The following is a 19,772-nucleotide window of genomic DNA, read 5'->3' as shown; positions in this document are numbered from 1 at the left end:
ACGCGTTTCGACTGACGGAGTCCGCATGTTCAATCGTCCTGGCCCTCGGGTACGCAAGCAGCTCAAGCTGCTCAGCGACCGCCTTGCCGAAGAGAATCCGGTCCTGAAGGGGGTGGTCGACCCCTTCCGCGATCTGGACCGGGTCGGCTATGCGGCCGGTCTGCTGGATCCCACCGAAGACTCCTACGCCTTCACCATCTCCTGGTGGCCGATGATCGCCATGCTGGGGACGTTCTCGGCCGGCAAGTCCACCTTCATCAACGAATACGTGGGCACCACCGTGCAGCGCAGCGGTTCGCAGGCGGTGGACGACAAGTTCACCGTGATCAGCTACGGCGGAAGCGAGCACGTGCAGGAGCTGCCGGGGCTCGCGCTGGACGGCGATCCGCGTTTCCCGTTCTATCGCGTATCCGACGAGATCGAGCGCATCACCGACGGCGGCGGGCGTACGGTGGATCATTTCCTGGCGATGAAGACCGCGCGCGCGGAGCATCTGCGCGGGCGCATCATCATCGACTCTCCCGGGTTCGATGCCGACGAGCAGCGCGCGACGATCCTGCAGCTGACCGACCACATCATCGATCTGTCCGACCTGGTACTGGTGTTCTTCGATGCCCGCCACCCGGAACCGGGCGCGATGCGCGACACCCTGGAGCACCTGGTCAATCGCGTCGCCGAACGCAATGATTTCACCAAGCTGGTGTTTATCCTTAACCAGATCGACACCACCTGGCGCGAGGACAACCTGGAAGAGGTTGTTTCCGCCTGGCAGCGCGCCGTCGTGCGCCAGGGCAATGCCACCGGGCGTTTCTATTGCCTGTACAACGAGAGTGCGGCGGTCGAGATCGGCGATCCTCAGGTGCGCGAGCGCTACGAGGAAAAATCCCGGCGCGACCGTCAGGAGATCCACGCCAAGATCCAGGAGATCAGTTCCTCGCGTTCCTACCGGATCCTTGGCTCGCTGCAGGCGATCGCCGAATCCATCGAGATGGACGTCATGCCGGCGCTGCAACATGCGCTCGCGCGCTGGCGCCGCCGTGTCGTGCAGTTCGACGCCGGGATGTTCGCGGTGGTCGCGGTGATCCTGGGCCTGATTGGCTACCAGTGGACTGGTGGTGTGGCCCCGTGGACCGATGGCAGCGTCTGGCAGTCCATGGGCGAGCGCCCGTTGCTGACTGTCTTTGGCATCGTGGTGCTGGCGATCGTGCTCGGCGGGATTCACTTCTTCAATCGCCGCTGGCTGGCGCGCCGCATCGCGCGGACGCTGCCGACCGAGACCCCCGCCGGTAACTGGCGCGCGGCCTTCGAGAAGAACACGCGTCCCTGGCGCCCGATGATGGGGCGTGCACCGCTGGGTCTGGGGCGGCGGATGATCGGCCGCCTGCATCAGTTGCGCGACCGCGCCGAGGCCTACATCCAGCGCCTGAACAACCAGTTTGTGGATGCCAGTCCGGTCTCGCGCCAGGGCGGGCGGGCCTCGGCCAGCGATGTCTACAACCCGAAGGAGCCGGAAGCCCCGGTCCCCGACCCGACGCCGGGCACGGATGCGCCCCGCGATTACGCCGAGCCGGAGGCGCCGGAGAGGCGCTAGGGGTAGGGGCAGGCATGATGCCTCCTCCTGCGCCGGCTCGCAGCAAGCAGCACGACCAGCGGGCGCGGTTACCCGCCGCTAATGTTGTGCAGGAGGAGAACGATGACCATACTGGCGTGGCTTATGTTCGCGCTGGCCATGATCCTGGTGCCCATCTCGGTATGGGCCAGCATGGCAGCGCTGGGGGTTTGTGCCGGGTGTGCACTGATCCGAGACTGGCGCAGGGGGCGTCAGGCGTCGGAGCAGTAGGCTCTCCCGCCCCGACACCCACGGGCTTTAACCAACTGGGGACGGATCGTGCGCAGGGGGCTGTGGCGGATCCGATTCCTGTTACCACTGGAGGAGAAAGTAGAAATGAGTGATCAAAAGAAGATGGCCATCATTGCCACGAAGGGTAGCCTGGACTGGGGGTATCCGCCCTTCATCCTCGCCTCCACGGCGGCCGCTCTGGGCTACGACTGCGAGGTGTTCTTTACCTTCTACGGCCTGCAGCTGCTGCGCAAGAAACTGGATCTGCAGGTGACCTCGCTGGGCAATCCGGGCATGCCGATGCCGATGCCGATGCCGGTGCTTCTGCAGGCCCTGCCGGGCATGCAGAAGATGATGACCGTGATGATGAAGAAAAAGATGGCGGCGAAGGGCGTCTCCGATCTGGGCGACCTGCGCGAGCTGTGCCTGGAGGCCGAGGTACGCATGATTGCCTGCCAGATGACGGTGGACCTGTTCGACATGGACACCAGCGAATTCATCGACGGCGTGGAATACGCCGGGGCCGCCGCGTTCTTCGAGTTCGCCGGCGAGTCCGATATCTGCCTGTTCATCTGAACCGGCCGCGCGCCTGGCGCGCCCATCAAGGCCCCGCGGCGTTGCGCTGCGGGGCCTTTTTCGTTTTTGGGGTGCTTCCGGTGGGTCAAAGGGCGCTTCGTGGTGGATAAAAAGAGAAAAGATCAGTCGTGGCCGGCGTACATGGCCTCGATGGCTTTGGCGTAGTGCTTGGTAATGACCGGGCGCTTGAGCTTCATGGTCGGGGTCAGCATGCCGTTGTCCACTGACCAGGGTTCGTGCACCACGTGGACGTGGCGGATCCTGGCGTAGCCGGGAAAGTCGCGTAGCTGGTACTGCATGCGCTGGAGCAGGGCGCGCTCGGTAGCACGCGACAGGCGTCCGGCGGCACTGGGGTCGAGGTCGTGGTCCTCGGCGAAGGTCGCCCAGGCCTCGGGTTCGGGGACGACCAGGGCGCTCAGGAAGGAGTGGCCGTCGCCGACCACCATGACCTGATCGAACAGGGCGTCCAGGGCGATGGCCATCTCCATGTCCGCCGGTGGGACCTTCTCGCCATTGGTCAGCACGAGGATGTCCTTCAGGCGTCCGGTGATGAAGATGCGGCCATCGTCGTCGATTCGTGCCTGATCCCCGCTGTGCAGCCAGTGATCCTGGTCGATCGTGGAGGCGGTGGCCTCTTCGTTCTTCCAGTAGCCAAGCATGACGCTGCTGGAACGGGTAAGCAGCTCGTCCATTTCGCCGATCTTTACTTCGATACCCGGAAGGGGCTTGCCGATGGAGGCGGGCAGGTTGTCGTCCGGGGTGTTGACGCTGACCACCGGGCTGGATTCGGTCATGCCGTAGCCATGCAGTACCGGGAGGCCGAGGCCGATGAAGAAGCGGGCAATCGGTGGCGGTAGCGGCGCGCCGCCGCACACGGCGAAGCGCAGCTTGCCGCCCAGGCGATTCAGCACCTTGTGCGCCACGATTCGTTCCAGCAGGGGCCACAGCAGCAGGCCCGGGGACCAGGATGCACGGCCCTGCTGGTATTCGAAGCGGCGCCAGCCAATGGCCACCGTGGCCTTGAACAGGCCACGGCCGATCGCGGATTTCTCCTTCAGGCCGGCCTGGATGCGGCCATGCACACGTTCGTAGATGCGCGGGACCGAGATCAGCACGGTGGGCTGCACGGACATCAGATCCTCGCCCAGACCCTGGATAGAGCGCGCGAAAGCGACCTCGGCGCCGATCAGCATGGGCATGTAATAGCCGCCGGTACGTTCCAGCATGTGGGACAAGGGCAGGAAGGAGAGGAAGCGGTCGGTATCCGACAGCGGTCCGGCGGTGGAAGAGGCCTGGGCATTGTCGAGAATATTGCGATGCGACAGCATCACGCCTTTGGGTCGCCCCGTGGTGCCGGAGGTGAACACGATGGTCGCCAGGCCCAGGGGGTCCAGGTCCGGGCGACGCACTTGGTCGGGGTCGCCGCGTTCCAGCCAGCGGTCGAGGTGCATCACCCGCGAGTCATCGGGCTCACCCTCGGATTGGCCCAGACACACGATGCGCTTGAGCGAGGGCATGTTTTCGAAGTGTTCGGACAGGCGCCGGTTGTGCATGCTCTCGCCCAGCAAGAGCAGGCGGGCCTGAGTCTGGCCAATGATGTAGGCGACGTTGTCGGGGCGGTCGTCGGTGTACAGCGGCACGGTAATCAGCCCCAGTTCGCTGGCGGCCTGGTCGAGGGCGACCCACTCGCGCGAGTTGCCGAGCATCAGCGCAACGCGTTCCCCGGGCTTGAAACCTTCGCGCGCCAGCGCAGCCTGCCAGCGATCCACCATCGCGGCCATTTCGCCCCAGGTGGTCTGCTTCCAGGTCTGGTCGTCGGCGCTGAAGTGGCGATAGGCCGGGGCATCCCGACTCATGGAGACCCGGGTGCGGAACAGCGCCGGCAGGGTGGGGGCCTGCTCCGGGGTGATGGTGGTCGACGACATGAGGGCCTCGCGCGCTGGGGTCCGATGACCCGGACGTTAGAGGAGGTGTCCATCCGGGGCAAGCTCGGCCCCGTGGAGGCGTCGTCTGCCTAGCGAATCCCCAGCGGGTGAGCGACGGGTTGGTCGGCGATGGCGCCGAGGACCAGGCTGAGACCGATCAGGGCGATCACGCCGCCCCCGGCCAGGCCCAGGGACGGCCCAATGTAGGTGAGCCGGCCCAGGCGCGTCGGGCCCAGCCAGCGACGGGTCCAGTCACGTGCGGAGACGGCGAGGGTCGCCAGCACCGAGACCGTCGCCGCCGTGCCCAGTGACATCGCCAGCACGGCGGCCACGCCAGCCCAGGCCAGGCCCAGGGCGGTGGAGACCGCCATGATCAGCACCGCGCCGGAACAGGGGCGAATGCCGACGGCCAGCACTGTGCCCCACCAGGTACCACGCTGGTTGGGATCCACGTGGTGCGGGGTGCCGCAGCCGCAGTGCGCGTCGTGTTCGTGCGCATGATCGTGATCGTGGGCTTGAGCGCGGTGGGCGCGATGCAGCCGCCAGGCATGGCGCAGGGCACGAACCATCAGCCACAGCCCGAGCAGCGCGACAAGGGCGAAGCTGGCGATTTCCAGGGTGCGTACCTGACCCAGGGTGTCGCGGGCCAGCCAACCGAACAGGCCGATCAACACACCGACCAGGGCGATGGCGGTGACGCCCTGCGCCAGCGCGGAGGCGGTGGATAGCAAGATGCCGCGCCGCAGGTTCTGCGGCTGGGTCAGCAGGTAGGCGCTGATCACCGCCTTGCCGTGGCCGGGGCCGGCGGCGTGGAAGATCCCGTAGAGCAGGCTGACCAGGATGAGCGCCCCGGCGGTTTGTGTGGTCGGACCGTCGCGCAGGGCGTGCAGGCCCTCGGTCAGGCTGCGGTGCAACTGCCGCTGGGTCTGCAGCATCCAGCCGGTCAGGCGTTCCAGGTGGCTCGGGGGCTCAACCAGTGGGGTTGGCGCCTGATTGCCGCTGGCGGGCGCGTCGCGTTCGGCGGGCGCCCCGGTGGGGGCGCCCAGCGGGTGGCCGGTCTCGGCCTGCACGAGTCCGGAGCCGCCAAACAGCAGGGCCAGCAACAGAAGTAGCAGGTTGAGGGAAGGGCCTCGGAACAGGTCTTGGTCGGTGCGCATGGCGTTACTGTATAACACTCAGTCTGCGGTGTGGTGTGCGTGGCGTCCGATCGCGCGGCAGCACCGGGCTCAGTCGCATTCCAGCGTGGCGGTTTCCGCGAAGTGACGGCCCAGGTCGTTGACCGGGCTGCGGTCCGAACGTTCCAGGGTGGCGGCGTAGCGGATCAGCTGCGGGTCCGGTCGGGGCTCGGTGACGGCGACCTCGCAACCGGGTCGATTCTCCACGAAGACGATGTCGTCCGGATCGTGCCGGATCTCGATCCAGTATTCCGGATCGAAGACGCGGTAGGTGAAGGCGTCACCGGCGGTGATGTCGTGTTCGTCCAGCGGCAGCTCGAAACGCAGGTGCAGGCGCCGGTCCTCCAGGGTCAGGCGCGCGTTGCGGGCCTGCGGCACGTCCAGGCGCTCGTCGCCCAGGTTCAGTTCGGTGAAGTAGTCATAGGCAGCCAGGTTTCCGAGCATGCGTTCGGCGGCGTGTTCCAGCGCCGCATCGATGCCGGTGGCACCGTCGAGGTCCCGGGTCAGGTCTTCCAGCAGCATGTGGCTGTAGGTCGGGTCGATGCGCCAGGATTGCTCCATGCTCGCCAGGTTGCCGGCATCGTCGAAGACCAGCCCCATGCGCAGGTCGATCCACGCATGCGGGTGGGCGAGCGCGCCGGCCGGCAGGAGCAGACCCAGAACCAGCGTCAATCGCATGAGCCAGGGGCGCAGATGCATCGGCTTCAGGTGGCGCGCTGCCAGCGCGTGCCATCCGGCGTGTCTTCCAGCTCGATGCCGCGCGCGACGAGTTCGTCGCGGATGGCATCCGCCTTGGCGAAGTCGCGGCCCTGGCGCGCGGCCTTGCGTGCGGCGATGCGCTCCTCCACCCAGGCGGCCAGGTCATCGTCCCCGGCGTCGCCCTGAAACCACGTGGCTGGGTCCTGTTGCAGCAGACCCAGCAGGGCGGCGCCCGCCAGCAGTTCACCCTTGCGGCGGGCCCGTTCGGCATCGTCGGATGCTGTTGCCAGGGCGTCGGTCATGCGGTGCAGCGCGGTGATCGCGGCGGGGGTGTTCAGGTCATCCAGCAGCGCCGTGAACACTGCCGTGTTGGAGGCAGCAATGTCGTCGGCCTCGATGTCGGCCACATCGCGCAGTACGCGGTACAGGCCATTCAGGCTGTTGCGCGACTGGGTCAGGGTCTCTTCCGAGAAGTTCAGCGGGGCGCGGTAGTGGCGCGACAGCAGCGCCAGGCGCAGGACCTCGCCGGGGTAGTGCTGCAGCAGGTCGTGCAGCAGCTGAAAATTGCCCAGTGACTTGGACATCTTCTCGCCGTCGATGGTCAGGTGTCCGTTGTGCACCCAGTAACGGGCGTAGTGGGTGCCGTGTTCGTGGCAGCCCTCGGCCGCGCAGCCCTGGGCGATCTCGTTTTCGTGGTGCGGGAAGACCAGGTCGTGGCCGCCGCCGTGGATGTCGATCATCGGGCCCAGGTGGCTGCGGATCATTGCCGTGCATTCCAGGTGCCAGCCGGGGCGGCCCGTGCCCCAGGGGCTCTCCCAGCCGGGCTCGCCCGCCGCGGCCGGCTTCCACAGCACGAAGTCGCCGGGGTGGCGCTTGTAGTCGGCGACCTCGACCCGGGCGCCGGCCTGCATGTCCGCCAGCGAGCGCCCGGACAGGGCGCCGTAGTCCGGGTAGGAGGTCACGTCGAACAGCACGTGGTCGTCGGCCACGTAGGCATGGCCGCGTTCGATCAGGCGTTCGATCAGCTCGATCATCGGCTGGATGTGTTCGGTCGCGCGCGGCTCGAGGGTCGGCTTGAGCGTGCCGAGTTCGGCGATGTCCTCGTGGAAGGCCCGGGTGAAGCGTTCGGTCAGCGCGGCGATGGGCTCGCCGTTGTCGGCGGCGGCCTTGTTGATCTTGTCGTCGACGTCGGTGATGTTGCGGGCGTAGACCACGTGATCCGGGCCGTAGAGCTCGCGCAACACGCGGAACAGCACGTCGAACACAACCACCGGCCGGCCGTTGCCGATGTGCACGCGGTTGTACACGGTGGGGCCGCAGACGTAGAGCGTCACCCGCTCCGGGTCCTGGGGCACGAACGGCTCGTCGCGCCCGCCCAGGGTGTTGTGCAGGGTGAGGGTCCGGGCCGCGCTCATTGCCCGGTGTCCTTGCCGTACAGCGTCTCGGGGGCGATCTCGGGATCGCTGGTCACCACGACGGTGTCCTGTCCGACCTGCAGGTAGAAGCAGCTGCGCCGCCCGGTATGGCAGGCCGGGCCGGTCTGGTCGACCTTCAGCAGCAGGGTGTCGCCGTCGCAGTCCAGGTGCAGCGAATGCAGCTGCTGCACCTGCCCGGACTGCTCGCCCTTGCGCCACAACGCCTGGCGCGAGCGCGAGTAGTAGCAGACGCGTCCGGTCGCCAGGGTCTCGTCCAGGGCCTCGCGGTTCATCCACGCCAGCATCAGGACCTCGCCGGTGTCGTGCTGCTGGGCAATGGCGGGGATCAAACCGCCGGCATTGAGCTTCAGGCGATCCAGGACCGCTGGGGTCGGGTGGCGCTCGCCACGGGACTCGCCTTCGAGTTGCTTGAACATCGCTGCGTCCGCTTGCGGGAGCGGCGAAGAATACCATTTTCGAACCGCGCTCCGAAGCCCGCAAACCAGCCCCGACTGCCCTGGGTTGCGCTTGGGCCACGGGTGGTCGATGCTCGAGACAGGACAGCTGGCGGGCAGGGAATGCCGGCCGCGTCTCCGTGGCGGTCGGAGGAATGGCATGGCGGGAGGCAACAAGGGAAGGTGGAGACCCAGCGCGGGGCGCACCGCGTTACTCATCGCCGTGCTGTATCTGGTTGTCGGGCTGCTCTGGATCGCCCTGTCCGACCGTGCCCTGCTGCTGATGGTCGACGATCTGGAGCTGCTGGGGCAGTTGCAGACCCTCAAGGGCTGGGGCTACGTGGTGGTCACGGCTATCGTCCTGTTCCTGCTGGTATATTTCCCCTTGAAGGCCCGCGACCGCGCCTCGCGCGAGGCGCGCCGGCTCACCGGGATTGTTGAACGTTCCCCGGTGGTTGCCATCGAGTGGGCTACCACCCCCGGCTGGCCGGTCACCTTTGTCTCCCCGAATATCGAGCGCTGGGGCATTGCCCGCGATGCCCTGCTGCGCGGCGAGGTGCACTATGCCGACCTGATCCACCCCGACGATATCGACCGCATCGTGGCCGAGGTCGCCGCGCACATCGAGCGCGGCCCGGACCGTTATACCCAGTTGTATCGCCTGCGGGACGGACCGGGCGGCTGGGTCTGGCTGGAAGACCGAACCTGGCTGACCCGTGACGAGTCCGGGCAGGTGATCCGTATCAATGGCCTGCTGGTGGACGTGACCGAACGCCGACGCGCCGAGCAGGACCTGCGGGATTCCGAGACCCGCTTCCGCGCGATTTTCGACAACGTGCAGGAGGCGATCCTGCTGCAAGACCTGGATACCGAGGCCCTGATCGGGCTCAACGCTGCGGCCGAGAAGATGTACGGCTACAGCCGTGCCGAGTTGCTGGCCTGCAACGTGGCCGATCTTAGCGCGGACGAGACCGGATTCGACGTTCAGCGCCAGAAGGCGCTGATGGAGCGTGCCCGGCGTGGCGAACAGCTGGTGTTCGAGTGGCGCGCCCGGCACCGTGACGGCCACGGGTTCTGGGTGGAGGCCAACCTGCAGGTCACCGAGATCGCCGGAGAGAAGCTGCTGCTGGTGACGCTGCGCAATATCGAGGCGCGCAAGCAGGCGGAGGCCGCCCTGGCACGCCAGGTGGATCGCCTGAGCCAGGCCGAGCGCCACGCCGGCCTGGGCAGCTGGGAGTACCTGCTGGAGAACCGCGAGCTGTGGTGGTCCGATCGGTTGTATGGGTTGCTGGGCTGTGATGCCCACTACGGCAAGCCGACGCTGGAGTCGTTTGCCCGCAATTTCTTCGACCTCGAGTCCGCGGACGGGGCGAGCTTCTCCGCGGCGCTGGAGACCCTGATCGCCGGCGGCCGGCCCGGGCCCCAGCGGTTGCTCCTGAAGGCCCGGCCCGAGGTGCGCGAGGAGGCCTGGTTCAGTCTCACCATGGAGGCGCCGATCGAGCGCGCCGACGGCCTGCATTACGTGCAGGGGACGGTGCTGGAGGTGACCGAGCTCAAGCGCAACGAACTGGAACTGCGCAACCTGAATGCCACACTCGAACAGCGGGTGGCGGAACGCACGGCGGCCCTGCAGGCGCTCAACCAGGAACTGGAATCGTTTTCCTACGCCGTCTCCCACGACCTGAAGGCCCCTCTGCGCGGAATCGAGGGCTACAGCCAGTTGCTGGAGGCGGACTACGGCGAGCAGTTGGAGGGCGAGGGTCGCACCTTCCTCAGCAATATCCGCAATGGCGTGGCGCAGATGAACGAGCTGATTTCGGATCTTCTGGCCTACTCGCGCATGGAGCGTCGGCCGCTGGAGGAGCGCACCGTACGCGTGCGCGCGCTGGTGGAGGAGGTGCTGGAGTCGGTGGATCGGGGACTGCGTGAGCGCGCCGAGGTGAGTATCGAGATCGATCCCGATCTCTGCTTTGTCAGCGACCCGGATGGCGTCGCCCTGATCCTGCGCAACCTGCTGGAGAACGCGTTCAAGTTCAGTGCCGAGCGCGAGGTCCCGCAGGTAACGGTGCAGGCCGAATCCCGCAGCGCTACACTCGGGATCACGGTAAGGGATAACGGGATCGGTTTTGACATGGCGTTTCGAGATCGCATCTTCGATATCTTCCAGCGCCTGAACCGTGCCGAGGCCTATCCGGGGACCGGCGTCGGCCTGGCGCTGGTGCGCCGTGCAGTCCACCGGTTGCGCGGCGAGATCCGCGCCGAGGGCATGCCGGGCGAGGGGGCCACCTTCCAGGTGGAGTTCCCGCGATGAGCCAAGCCGGACGTCAGCCCTCCATCCTGGTGGTGGAGGACAACCCGGTGGATATCGATCTGATGCAGCGCGCCTTCGAGCGGAGGAACCTCTCCAACCCGCTGGAGATCGCGCGCGATGGGGTGGAGGCACTGGAGTTTCTCGATCGCTGGGAGCGCGGCGAACTCGCGCCGCCGGCGGTGATCCTGCTGGATATCAAGCTGCCCAAGGTGGACGGACTGGAGGTGTTACGGCGCATCCGCGCGCATGAGCGCTTCCGGCATATCCCCGTGGTGATGCTGACCTCCTCCAGCGAGGACCGCGACATCGCCACCGCCTACGACTGCGGCGCCAACTCCTACATCGTCAAGCCGGTGGACTTCGCCAAGTTCGTGGATGTTGCCGAACAGGTCGAGCTCTACTGGTGCCTGCTCAACCACCCGCCGGTCTGAATCCGCCGCCCCTTGCAACCCGAGACCCCATGCGAATCCTGGTCGTAGAAGATCACTCGGCAGATGCCGATCTGCAGCGCCGCGCCCTGGAACGCCAGGTGCCGGGCGCTGCCGTGTCCGCGGCGGGTTCCCTGACCGAGGCGCGCGCGGCGCTGACCGGGGCGGATGCCTTCGACTGTGTGGTGGTGGATCTGCGCTTGCCGGATGGCAGCGGTCTCGACTTGATCAGCGAGCTGCACGCCGCGGGACGCGGCGAGGCCGTGCTGGTGCTCACCGGGCACGGCGAACAGGAAACCGTGGTGGCGGCATTTCGCGCGGGTGCCGATGACTATCTGACCAAGGCCGATGGCTACCTGGAGCGCCTTCCGGGGCGGGTGGTGGATGCGTGTGCCCGGCGCGAGCTGCGCGTGAGCGAGGCGCGCGAGCCGCTGCGGGTGCTGTATGTCGAACACAGCGAATTCGATGTGGGTCTGACCTGCCGTGCTCTGGCGCGCGCGGCCCCGCATGTACAGGTGGAGGCGGTGCACACGGCGGAAGATGCCCTGGCGGTCCTGCCGGAAAGTGCCACCGGGGATCTGGATTTCGACCTGTTGCTGGTGGACTACCGGTTGCCCGGAATCGACGGGCTGGAGTTGGCGCGCATCGTGCGCGAGGACCGCAGGCTGGATCTGCCGACCATCCTGGTGACCGGCCAGGGCACCGAGGACCTCGCTGCGCGCTCGTTGCGTATGGGCGTGGAGGACTACGCGGTCAAGCAAGACGGGTATCTGAATACCCTGCCGCTGCTGCTGGACCAGGTGTTTGCGCGCGCGCGGCTGCGCCGGGAACGTACGGCGCTGGCAGCCTCCGAGCGGCGCTACCGCGAGGTGATCGAGCGCGCCGGCGATATCGTCTTCGAGACCGATGCTGCCGGTTGCTGGCGTTTCCTCAATCCGGCCTGGACGGCCATCACCGGCCATTCGGTGGAATTGTCGATCGGCGAGGAGATGCTGTCGTTCATGCCGCTGGAGGATCGCGGTGTGGCGGCGCGACTGCTGACGCGCGCCGCGGAGGCCGACGACGGCCGGCTGGGGGCCGAGATTCGTCTGCGCGCGGCCGATGGCTCGCTGTGCTGGCTGGAGCTGCGCGGCCAGGTCAATCTGGATGCCGCGGGCCAGGCCACGGGCCTGTCCGGGAGTCTGGTGGACGTGACCCGGCGGGTGCTGGACCAGCGCGTTCAGGAGGTGCGCGGGAACGTACTGGCACGCCTGGCCACGGGGGAGCGCGATCCGCGCCTGCTGGAGGATGTGGTCAAGGGCCTGGAGTCGCTGGCCCCCGACCTGCACGGTTGCATCATGCTGCTGGATGCCGACAGTCAGGAACTCCACGGCGTGGCGGCTCCACGGCTTCCGGACCCGCTGCGCAGTGCGACCCGCCGAATCCGCGCTGCTCAGGGGATGGCCTCCTGCGGCGAGGCCGCGTGGAGTGGCGAACCGATGATCATCGAGGACTGCGGAACGCACCCGAACTGGGCCGGGTTCTGCGATCTCGTACGTGGGGCGGGCTTTGGCGCCTGCTGGTCGTTCCCCTTCCGGGATGCCGACGGTGGCGTGCTGGGCACCCTGGGTATTTATCTCGGCGCGTCACGCGGACCCTACCCCGGCGAACGGGTGCTGATCGACGAGTTCACCCAGATCGCGGGGCTGGCGGCGCAGAAGCTGCGCGTCTCGCAGGCCCTGGGCGATCGCGAGCGCGCGTTGCGGACCGCCGCCGAGCTCACCGTGGAACTGTTGCGCGAGGACAACCCCGCCAGCGTGATCCACCGGCTGCTGGCCGAGCTGGGACAGGAGGCCGGCGCCGACCGGGCCTATGTGCTGGTGGCCGAGCTGGACCACGCGGTGCGCGAGGCCCTGGATATCCACCGCTACTACTGGGTGCGCACGGATACCGAGGAGACCATCCGCCCGCCCCCGCTGCGCAACCTGAGTCTGGAATCGGTCCTGCCGCGCTGGCACGAGATCCTGCAGGGCGGCGGCGCGGTGGATGTGCTGACCCGCGAGCTGCCGGATGAGGAACGCGAGATCCTGGAGGCCTCGCAGAGCCAGGCCGTGCTGCTGGTGCCCCTATATGTGGAGGGCGAGTACCGCGGGTTTCTCGCGCTCGACCGGGTGCAGCGCGCGCAGCGCTGGACCGATGCGGACCAGAGCCTGGCGCGCATTGTGGCCTCGAGCCTGGGGGCGGCACTGGAGCGGCGTCAGGCCTTGTTGGGACTGCGGCGCATGGCGGCGGTCTTCGAGAGTACCCGGGACGGCATCATCATCACTGATCTGACCCCGCGAATCGTCGCGGTCAACCCGGCCTTTGTCGACATCACCGGTTTTTCCGAGGCCGAGGCGATGGGGCGCAACCCGAGTTTCCTGCAGTCCGGGCGGCACGATGCCGAGTTCTTCAAGCGCATGTGGGACGGGCTCCAGCGCGAGGGGCACTGGCAGGGCGAGATCTGGAACCGGCGGCGCAATGGCGAGGTGGCCCCGCAGTGGCTGAGCCTCAATACCGTCTATGACGAGCAGGGCCAGGCGCTGCATTACGCCGGCGTACTGACCGACATGTCGGAGCTGCGCCGATCGGAGGATGAACTGCAGTACCTGGCGCAACACGATGCCCTGACCGATCTGCCCAATCGCAGTCAGCTGCAGGTGATGCTGGGGCAGGCGCTGGAGCGTGCCCGCATGCATGGGTACCGGATTGCGGTGCTTAACCTCGATCTGGACCGCTTCAAGAACGTGAACGATTCCATGGGGCACCCGGCGGGTGATCAGGTGCTGGTGGAGGTCGCGCGGCGTCTGCGCGGGGTGCTGGGGCCAACCCATGTGCTGGGTCGGCTGGGCGGCGATGAATTCCTGATTGTGGCGGAGAACCCGGATAGTGACGACGAGGTCGCGCGCTGCGCCCGCAGTTTGCTGGCAAGCTTCGAGCGCCCCTTTACGCTGGAGGACGGGCGTTCGGTCTATCTGAATGGCAGCATCGGCATCAGTCTCTACCCCGATCATGGCGACACCGTGACCGCGCTGATCCAGCATGCGGATGCGGCGATGTACCAGGCCAAGGCATCCGGGCGCCAGACCTGGAGTGTCTATACCCAGGCCCTGACACGTGCGGCCGACGAGCGCCTGGAGCTGGAGAACCGACTGCGCCAGGCCCTGCAGGACGACAACGGCGAGTTGCGGCTGCATTTCCAGCCACAGGTGCGGCTGGAGGACGGGCAACCCTTCGGCATGGAGGCGCTGCTGCGCTGGCAGCCGGCACAGGGGGAGATGATCCCGCCGGATCGCTTTATCCCGATCGCCGAGGACACCGGGTTGATCGTTGCGCTGGGCGAGTGGGTATTGCGCGAGGCCTGCGACGCCGGGCGCCGATTGCTGGACCGCGGCGCCGGAGATTTCGGTCTGGCGGTCAATCTGTCCCCGGTGCAGCTGCAGCGCAGCGACTTCGTCAATCGCGTGGCGGAGATCCTGGCGCTGACCGGCTTCCCGGCCGCCCAGCTGGAGCTGGAGATCACCGAGACCGCGATCATGCAGCAGGGCGATCAGGCGATTGCACGGTTGGTGGCGCTGAAGGCGCTGGGGGTGAAGCTGGCCATCGACGACTTCGGGACCGGGTATTCCTCGCTGGCGGCCTTGAGGACCTATCCGCTGGATGTCCTGAAGATCGACCGCAGCTTCGTGGATGGCGTTGCCAGCGAGAGCGCCGACCGCGAGATCGCCGCCACCATCATCGCGATGGGCCGCAACCTGAACATGCAGGTGATCGCCGAAGGCGTGGAGACGGCGGAGCAGGCGGCCTTCCTGCAGGAGCGCGGCTGTGCCCTGGGTCAGGGGTATCTCTACAGTCGGCCGCTGGAGATCGAGGCGCTGGATGCCTGGATGACGAAGCATGCCGGCCTGCCGACACCCTGAGGGGGCCCGCTGGTCAGTGTGTCGTCAGGCATGCCCGCATGGCATCCCCTGGGCCGCTCCGGTAGCCTTTAGGCCCGTCTCTTGCCCGGAGCTGCCCCGATGTCCGATCCGTCCCGTCCCACTGCCTTGCGTTCGATCACCTTTCACGGCCTGGAGCCGGGGCCGCGTCTGATCGTGCTGGGGGCGGTGCACGGCAACGAGACCTGTGGCACCCAGGCCACCGAACGCCTGCACGCGGAGCTGGAGTCGGGGCAGCGGCGTTTGCTGCGCGGACAACTGACGCTGGTGCCGCGCACCAACCCGCTGGCCTATCAGCTGGAAAGCCGCATGGGCGAGCGCAACCTGAACCGCAATCTGCGCGTGACCGACGACCCGCAGGACTTCGAGGACCGCATCGCCAACGTGCTGTGCCCGCTGCTGGCGGCGCATGATGTGCTGCTGGATCTGCACTCGTTCCACACCGGTGGGCAGCCGTTCATCATGCTCGGCCCGCGCGACAACGACGGCGAGCTGGAAGGCTTCACGCACGCGGCCGAGGAACAGGCGCTGGCGGCCTGCCTGGGGCCGCAACGCATGGTCGAGGGCTGGCTGGATACCTACGCCCGCGGGGTCGCGCGACGGATGAAGAACCCGAACGCCAGCCAGCGCGCGCAGATGCTCAGTACCGACCCCAGCTACGGCATCGGCACCACCGAGTACATGCGCTCGCAGGGCGGCTACGGCGTGACCCTGGAATGCGGCCAGCATGACGACCCGCAGGCGCCGGAGGTGGCGTACAACGCGATCCGCAACACCCTCGCGCATCTGGACATGCTGGAGGCCCCGGCCACCGCGGGCCAGGCCAGTCCGGAGGTGCTGCGTCTGGTCGAGGTGATCGACCGCGACCATCCGGATGACCGCTTTGCGCGGGAGTGGAAGAGCTTCGATCCGCTGGCGGCCGGCGAGCTGATCGGTACGCGTGCCGACGGCACCGAGGTGCGTGCCCCGGAGCCGGGCTTCATCGTGTTTCCCAACCCCAATTCCTTGCCGGGCAACGAGTGGTTCTACCGCGCCGAGTTCAGTGACCGCAAGGTCGTCTGAGCCGGGATACCGCGCGGCATGGACTTTGCGCCCTCCGGCGTTGCGTTGCTGCTTCTCGCCGCCGGGTTCTTCGCCGGCCTGCTGAATGCGGTGGCCGGTGGCGGCAGTTTTCTGACGCTGCCGGCCTTGATGAGCGTTGGCGTGCCGCCGGTGGCCGCGAATGCCACGGGGACCGCGGCCTTGCTGCCCGGCTATCTGGCCAGCGTGCTGGCGGATCGGCGGCAGTTACGCGGGGCGTGGCAGGAGCTGGGCCGAGGGCTGGCCTGGGGCCTGCTGCTGGCGGGGGTGCTGGGCGGGGCCCTGGGGGCCTCCGTGCTGCTGCTGACCGGGGATGCCCGGTTCCGCGCGTTGATCCCCTGGCTGTTGCTGCTGGCCACGGTGCTGTTTGCGCTGGGCCCTTGGTTACAGCATCAGGCCGCGCGGGCGCATTCGGGGCCGCTGCGGGTATTGGGGGCCGGGCTGGGCTGCGCCTACGGCGGCTATTTCAACGGTGGCGTCGGCATCCTGCTGCTGGCCATCCTGCGTGGCCAGGGGATCACGGATCTCGCACGGGCGAATGCGGTGAAGAACCTGCTCTCCTCGGTGCTGACCCTGATGGCGGTGGGGGTCTACATCGCGGGCGGGCAGGTGGTGGCGACCGGGTTGCTGGCTGTCGGGGCCGGTGCGATCCTGGGCGCGCGGCTCGGTATCGCCCTGGTGCGCCGCGTGCCGGAGGCCGGCTATCGGCATGCCGTCACCCTGATCGGGGCGGTGATTACCCTCTTGTTTTTCCTCGATCCCGCCTGGCTCGCGTCGCCTGACATCTAGGCTGCGTCGAGCGAAGCGAAACGCATCGGTCGGCGTGACGTCTTTCCGTGTACCCGTGCGTCCTGATGCGTTTCGCGGGGCTCAACGCAGCCTGCGAAGCGTCTGCCATTGGCGTTGAGGGCCCGGTCAGGGGTTCGGGGTGCGTGCGGCGTCGAGTGTCCGGGCGAGGGCGTCCAGGGCGGCGGTATCGGATTCCGGCAGGATGGCCTCGATGCGGGGGCGCAGCGGCGTGTTGGGGGCGGCCATTGGCTCCAGCCCACCGTGGCCGTCCACGCGGTTGATGCGGTGCCAGCCTTGGTCGGTTGCCACCAGTCCTTTCAAGCGGTCGCCGGTAAAGCCGTCGACCAGGCCTGCGAGCGTTGCGTGGTCGACGACCTGCCCCTCGGGCATCAGCCAGCTGCGACCGATGTAGCCATCGCCACGGGTGTCAATGGTGACCCATTCATCTGCCGCCGGAGCAGCGTGGTCGTGGTCATGGTCGTGGTCATGGTCATGGTCGTGGTCATGGTCATGGTCATGGTCATGGTCATGGTCCGTGGATTCGGTCGCGGCGTCGAGGAAGGCGCGGGCCTCGGGGAACAGGGCACCGCCGCGCTCCAGCCGGGGCCGGTCCAGCCATTCGCGCTCGATGCGGGCCTGAGTCGTCTCGACCACCAGGGGGCGCGGCGAGGGCATCGCGGCGACGTAGGCATGCAGCGTCTCGCGGTCATCCTCGCTGTAGAGATCGGCCTTGTTGGCCAGGAGCACGTCGGCCAGGGCGATCTGGTCCTGCCAGGTCGGGTGCTCGCGATGGCGGGGCGAGGCCAGGTGGCGTGCATCCATCAGGGTCACGGTGGCGCGCAGATCGAGGACGCCGGCGTAGGGCGGTTCGGTCAGGGTGCGGATGATCTGCGCCGGGTGCCCGAGACCGGTCGGTTCGATCAGGATGCGGTCGGGTTTCTGGCTGCGGATCAGCCGGTTCAGGCCGACGGTAAACATCTGCGCCGAGACGCAGCACAGGCACCCGCCGGGAACCTCTTCTAGGGCCACGCCGGTATCCGCCAGCAGCCCGCCATCCACGCCGATCTCGCCGAACTCGTTGACCAGCACAGCCCAGTGCTCGCCTTCCGGGCGCTGTGCGAGCAGGTGACGGATGGCGGTGGTCTTGCCGACGCCAAGAAAGCCGGTGATCAGGTTCAGCGGGATGTCGCGATGTTGGGCCATTTTAGCTGGGGTCGTCCAGTTGCGCGGGCGGTGGGGCGGTGCCGTTGTCTGCCGGCCCCAGGGTGTCGGGGCGCACGCCCTCGCTCTCCAGGCTCTGGCGCATGGCATCGTCGGCCTGCTGGGACATGACGATGATGGAGATGCGGCGATTGATGGCCGCTTCCGGATTTTCGCGGTTGAAGGGCACGCTGGCCGCCAGACCCACCACCTGGGCAATCTGGTCGGATTGGGTGCCGCCGGCGATCAGCGCGCGGCGGGCCGCGTTGGCACGGTCGGCCGAGAGTTCCCAGTTGGTGTAGTCCGGGCGCAGCAGCGGGCGCGCGTCGGTGTGTCCGGTGATCGAGACGCGGTTGGGGACCTTGTTGATCAGGCTGGCCAGTTCACGCAGGATCGCGTCGGCGTGCTCGAGGGGCCGCGCGCTGGCGCTGTCGAACATCGGGCGGTTCTCGCGATCGATGATCTGGATGCGCAGGCCCTCGGGCGTGATGTCCAGGAGCAACTGGTCCTTGAAGGGCTCCAGCGCCTGGCTTTGTTCGACCGCTTCCTCCAGGGCCCTTTGCAGTGTCTCGAGGGCCTCACGGTCGCGCGCCTCGGCCAGGTCGTCGAAGGTCTGCTCGTCGATGCCCACGGGGGCGTCCATGCGCTCGGGGTCATCGAGGATCTCGGGCAGGCCCTCGAAGTCGATGATCGACGGGTCCACGCCGGTGCCGTCGCCCGGGGCCTGCCCGGGCAGGGCCGCCTCGCCGTCGAAGGCCGACGGATTCTTGAAGTATTCCGACAGCCCGGCGCGTTCTTCTACCTCCATCGCCGCGAGCAGCCACAGGAGCAGGAAGAAGGCCATCATCGCGGTGGCGAAGTCGGCGAAGGCGACCTTCCACGAGCCCCCGTGGTGGGCCGCCTTGACCACCTTCTTCTTGACGATGATCGGCTGGGTCTTGTCTTCGACGCCCATGGATTCGGTCCGGACGGCCTCAGGCCGCCTTCACGTGCTCCTCGAGTTCGGCGAAGCCGGGACGCATCTCGCTTTCCATGGTCTTGCGCCCGAATTCCACTGCCACCTGCGGGCTGTACCCCTGAACGTTGGCGAGGATGCAGGCCTTGATGCACTGGAGGAACTTGGCTTCTTCCTGGGATCGCGACTCCAGGGCGGCCGCGGTTGGACCGACAAAGCCATAGGCCAGGAGGATGCCGAGGAAGGAGCCGACCAGGGCCGCTGCCACGCTCATCCCGATTTCCTCGATCGAACCGCCGATTGCGCCCATGGTGTTCACGATCCCCAGAACAGCGGCCACGATACCGAAGCCGGGCAGGGCATCCGCCACGCGGTTGACCGCATGGCTGGGGCGCTCGGATTCCTCGTGGTGGGTCTCCAGGTCCACGTCCATCAGGGCGTCCAGCTCGTGCGGGTTCATCGAGCCGGAGATGATCAGGCGCATGTAGTCGGTGATGAACTCGACCGCGTGATGGTCCTTGAGTACCCGGGGATGCGCCTGGAACAGGGCACTCTCCTCGGGCTCCTCGACGTCGCCTTCGATGCCCATCAGGCCTTCCTTGCGGGCCTTGGTGAACAGCTTGTACATCAGCGCGAGCAGGTCGAGATAGTCGTCGCGCGAGTACTTGGCACCCCCCTTCAGGAGTTGGGGGAGGGACTTCATGACGGTGATCACAACCCGCAACGGGTTGGCGATCAGGAAGGCGCCCAGGGCCGCGCCGCCGATGATCATGTATTCGTACGGCTGCCAGATGACCATGATATTGCCACCGTGCAGCATGAAGCCGCCGAACACGCCGCCGAGCACGATGATAAAGCCGAGAATGTACTTCACTGATGGGGTTCCGGGATGTGGGCTCGAGTAGGGGTTCTGCGGGCCAGTTCACAGTGCCGCAGTTGCTATAGTGACGGGCATAACCATAACGACT

At 67.3% G+C, this 19,772-nt stretch carries 16 protein-coding genes; 8 read left to right on the top strand and 8 right to left on the bottom strand.

Going from position 1 to position 19,772, the window contains the following annotated elements; all coding sequences use genetic code 11:
* Nucleotides 1-25: 25 nt before the first annotated feature.
* The 3 genes from TVD_RS09805 (at nucleotide 26) to dsrE2 (ending at nucleotide 2,416) form a co-directional block, all read left to right on the top strand.
* Nucleotides 26-1,591, top strand: coding sequence for a dynamin family protein (locus TVD_RS09805; protein WP_047251507.1), 1,566 nt, complete (start codon nucleotides 26-28; stop codon nucleotides 1,589-1,591).
* A 102-nt stretch (nucleotides 1,592-1,693) separates the two neighbouring features.
* A complete protein-coding gene (locus tag TVD_RS14795; RefSeq protein ID WP_018144416.1) occupies nucleotides 1,694-1,840 on the top strand; it encodes a hypothetical protein in 147 nt (48 codons plus the stop codon).
* Nucleotides 1,841-1,945: 105 nt separating this feature from the next.
* On the top strand, nucleotides 1,946-2,416 hold the full coding sequence (gene dsrE2, locus TVD_RS09800) for a sulfur carrier protein DsrE2 (protein WP_018144415.1): 471 nt from the start codon (nucleotides 1,946-1,948) through the stop codon (nucleotides 2,414-2,416).
* Nucleotides 2,417-2,538: 122 nt separating this feature from the next.
* Here dsrE2 and TVD_RS09795 read toward each other — a convergent pair whose 3' ends face one another.
* The 5 genes from TVD_RS09795 to hisI form a co-directional block, all read right to left on the bottom strand.
* The gene (locus tag TVD_RS09795; protein WP_018649806.1) at nucleotides 2,539-4,341 is read right to left on the bottom strand and encodes an AMP-dependent synthetase/ligase; all 1,803 of its coding nucleotides are present in this window, start codon (nucleotides 4,339-4,341) and stop codon (nucleotides 2,539-2,541) included.
* Nucleotides 4,342-4,430: 89 nt separating this feature from the next.
* On the bottom strand, nucleotides 4,431-5,498 hold the full coding sequence (locus tag TVD_RS09790) for a nickel/cobalt transporter (RefSeq protein ID WP_047251506.1): 1,068 nt from the start codon (nucleotides 5,496-5,498) through the stop codon (nucleotides 4,431-4,433).
* A 69-nt stretch (nucleotides 5,499-5,567) separates the two neighbouring features.
* Nucleotides 5,568-6,215: a DUF1007 family protein gene (locus TVD_RS09785; RefSeq protein WP_018176013.1), complete on the bottom strand. Its 648-nt coding sequence runs from the start codon at nucleotides 6,213-6,215 to the stop codon at nucleotides 5,568-5,570.
* Between the two features lie 5 nt (nucleotides 6,216-6,220).
* Nucleotides 6,221-7,630 carry a cysteine--tRNA ligase gene (cysS, locus tag TVD_RS09780; RefSeq protein WP_018649808.1) on the bottom strand — a complete coding sequence of 470 codons (1,410 nt, stop codon included), beginning with the start codon at nucleotides 7,628-7,630 and terminating at the stop codon, nucleotides 6,221-6,223.
* Nucleotides 7,627-8,067, bottom strand: a complete 441-nt coding sequence (gene hisI, locus TVD_RS09775) for a phosphoribosyl-AMP cyclohydrolase (RefSeq protein WP_018649809.1) — start codon at nucleotides 8,065-8,067, stop codon at nucleotides 7,627-7,629. Before hisI ends, cysS begins: the two co-directional genes overlap by 4 nt.
* A gap of 241 nt (nucleotides 8,068-8,308) precedes the next feature.
* Here hisI and TVD_RS09770 point away from each other — a divergent pair, with 241 nt between their 5' ends.
* The 5 genes from TVD_RS09770 (at nucleotide 8,309) to TVD_RS09750 (ending at nucleotide 16,649) form a co-directional block, all read left to right on the top strand.
* Nucleotides 8,309-10,396, top strand: a complete 2,088-nt coding sequence (locus tag TVD_RS09770) for a PAS domain-containing sensor histidine kinase (protein ID WP_047251505.1) — start codon at nucleotides 8,309-8,311, stop codon at nucleotides 10,394-10,396.
* Entirely contained in the window at nucleotides 10,393-10,827 is a 435-nt protein-coding gene (locus tag TVD_RS09765; RefSeq protein WP_047251504.1) for a response regulator, read from the top strand. Before TVD_RS09770 ends, TVD_RS09765 begins: the two co-directional genes overlap by 4 nt.
* Before the next feature lie 29 nt (nucleotides 10,828-10,856).
* Nucleotides 10,857-14,762: an EAL domain-containing protein gene (locus TVD_RS09760; RefSeq protein ID WP_047251503.1), complete on the top strand. Its 3,906-nt coding sequence runs from the start codon at nucleotides 10,857-10,859 to the stop codon at nucleotides 14,760-14,762.
* A gap of 99 nt (nucleotides 14,763-14,861) precedes the next feature.
* Nucleotides 14,862-15,842, top strand: coding sequence for a M14 family metallopeptidase (locus TVD_RS09755; RefSeq protein WP_018144406.1), 981 nt, complete (start codon nucleotides 14,862-14,864; stop codon nucleotides 15,840-15,842).
* Nucleotides 15,843-15,860: 18 nt separating this feature from the next.
* Nucleotides 15,861-16,649 (top strand): sulfite exporter TauE/SafE family protein, encoded by a 789-nt coding sequence (locus TVD_RS09750; protein ID WP_047251502.1) that lies wholly within the window; start codon nucleotides 15,861-15,863, stop codon nucleotides 16,647-16,649.
* Between the two features lie 126 nt (nucleotides 16,650-16,775).
* On the opposite strand, the gene TVD_RS09745 is transcribed toward TVD_RS09750, so the two are convergent.
* The 3 genes from TVD_RS09745 to motA are packed head-to-tail and all read right to left on the bottom strand — an operon-like array spanning nucleotide 16,776 to nucleotide 19,678.
* Nucleotides 16,776-17,852: a CobW family GTP-binding protein gene (locus TVD_RS09745; protein WP_018649811.1), complete on the bottom strand. Its 1,077-nt coding sequence runs from the start codon at nucleotides 17,850-17,852 to the stop codon at nucleotides 16,776-16,778.
* Nucleotide 17,853: 1 nt separating this feature from the next.
* Nucleotides 17,854-18,804 (bottom strand): flagellar motor protein MotB, encoded by a 951-nt coding sequence (gene motB / locus TVD_RS09740; protein WP_018168546.1) that lies wholly within the window; start codon nucleotides 18,802-18,804, stop codon nucleotides 17,854-17,856.
* Between the two features lie 19 nt (nucleotides 18,805-18,823).
* On the bottom strand, nucleotides 18,824-19,678 hold the full coding sequence (motA, locus tag TVD_RS09735) for a flagellar motor stator protein MotA (protein ID WP_018144402.1): 855 nt from the start codon (nucleotides 19,676-19,678) through the stop codon (nucleotides 18,824-18,826).
* Nucleotides 19,679-19,772 lie beyond the last annotated feature (94 nt).

The sequence above is a fragment of the Thioalkalivibrio versutus genome, assembly GCF_001020955.1.
Lineage (GTDB): Bacteria > Pseudomonadota > Gammaproteobacteria > Ectothiorhodospirales > Ectothiorhodospiraceae > Thioalkalivibrio > Thioalkalivibrio versutus.
The sequence above is the reverse complement of the archived record's forward strand: the minus strand, read 5'-3'. Positions and strand labels throughout refer to the sequence as shown.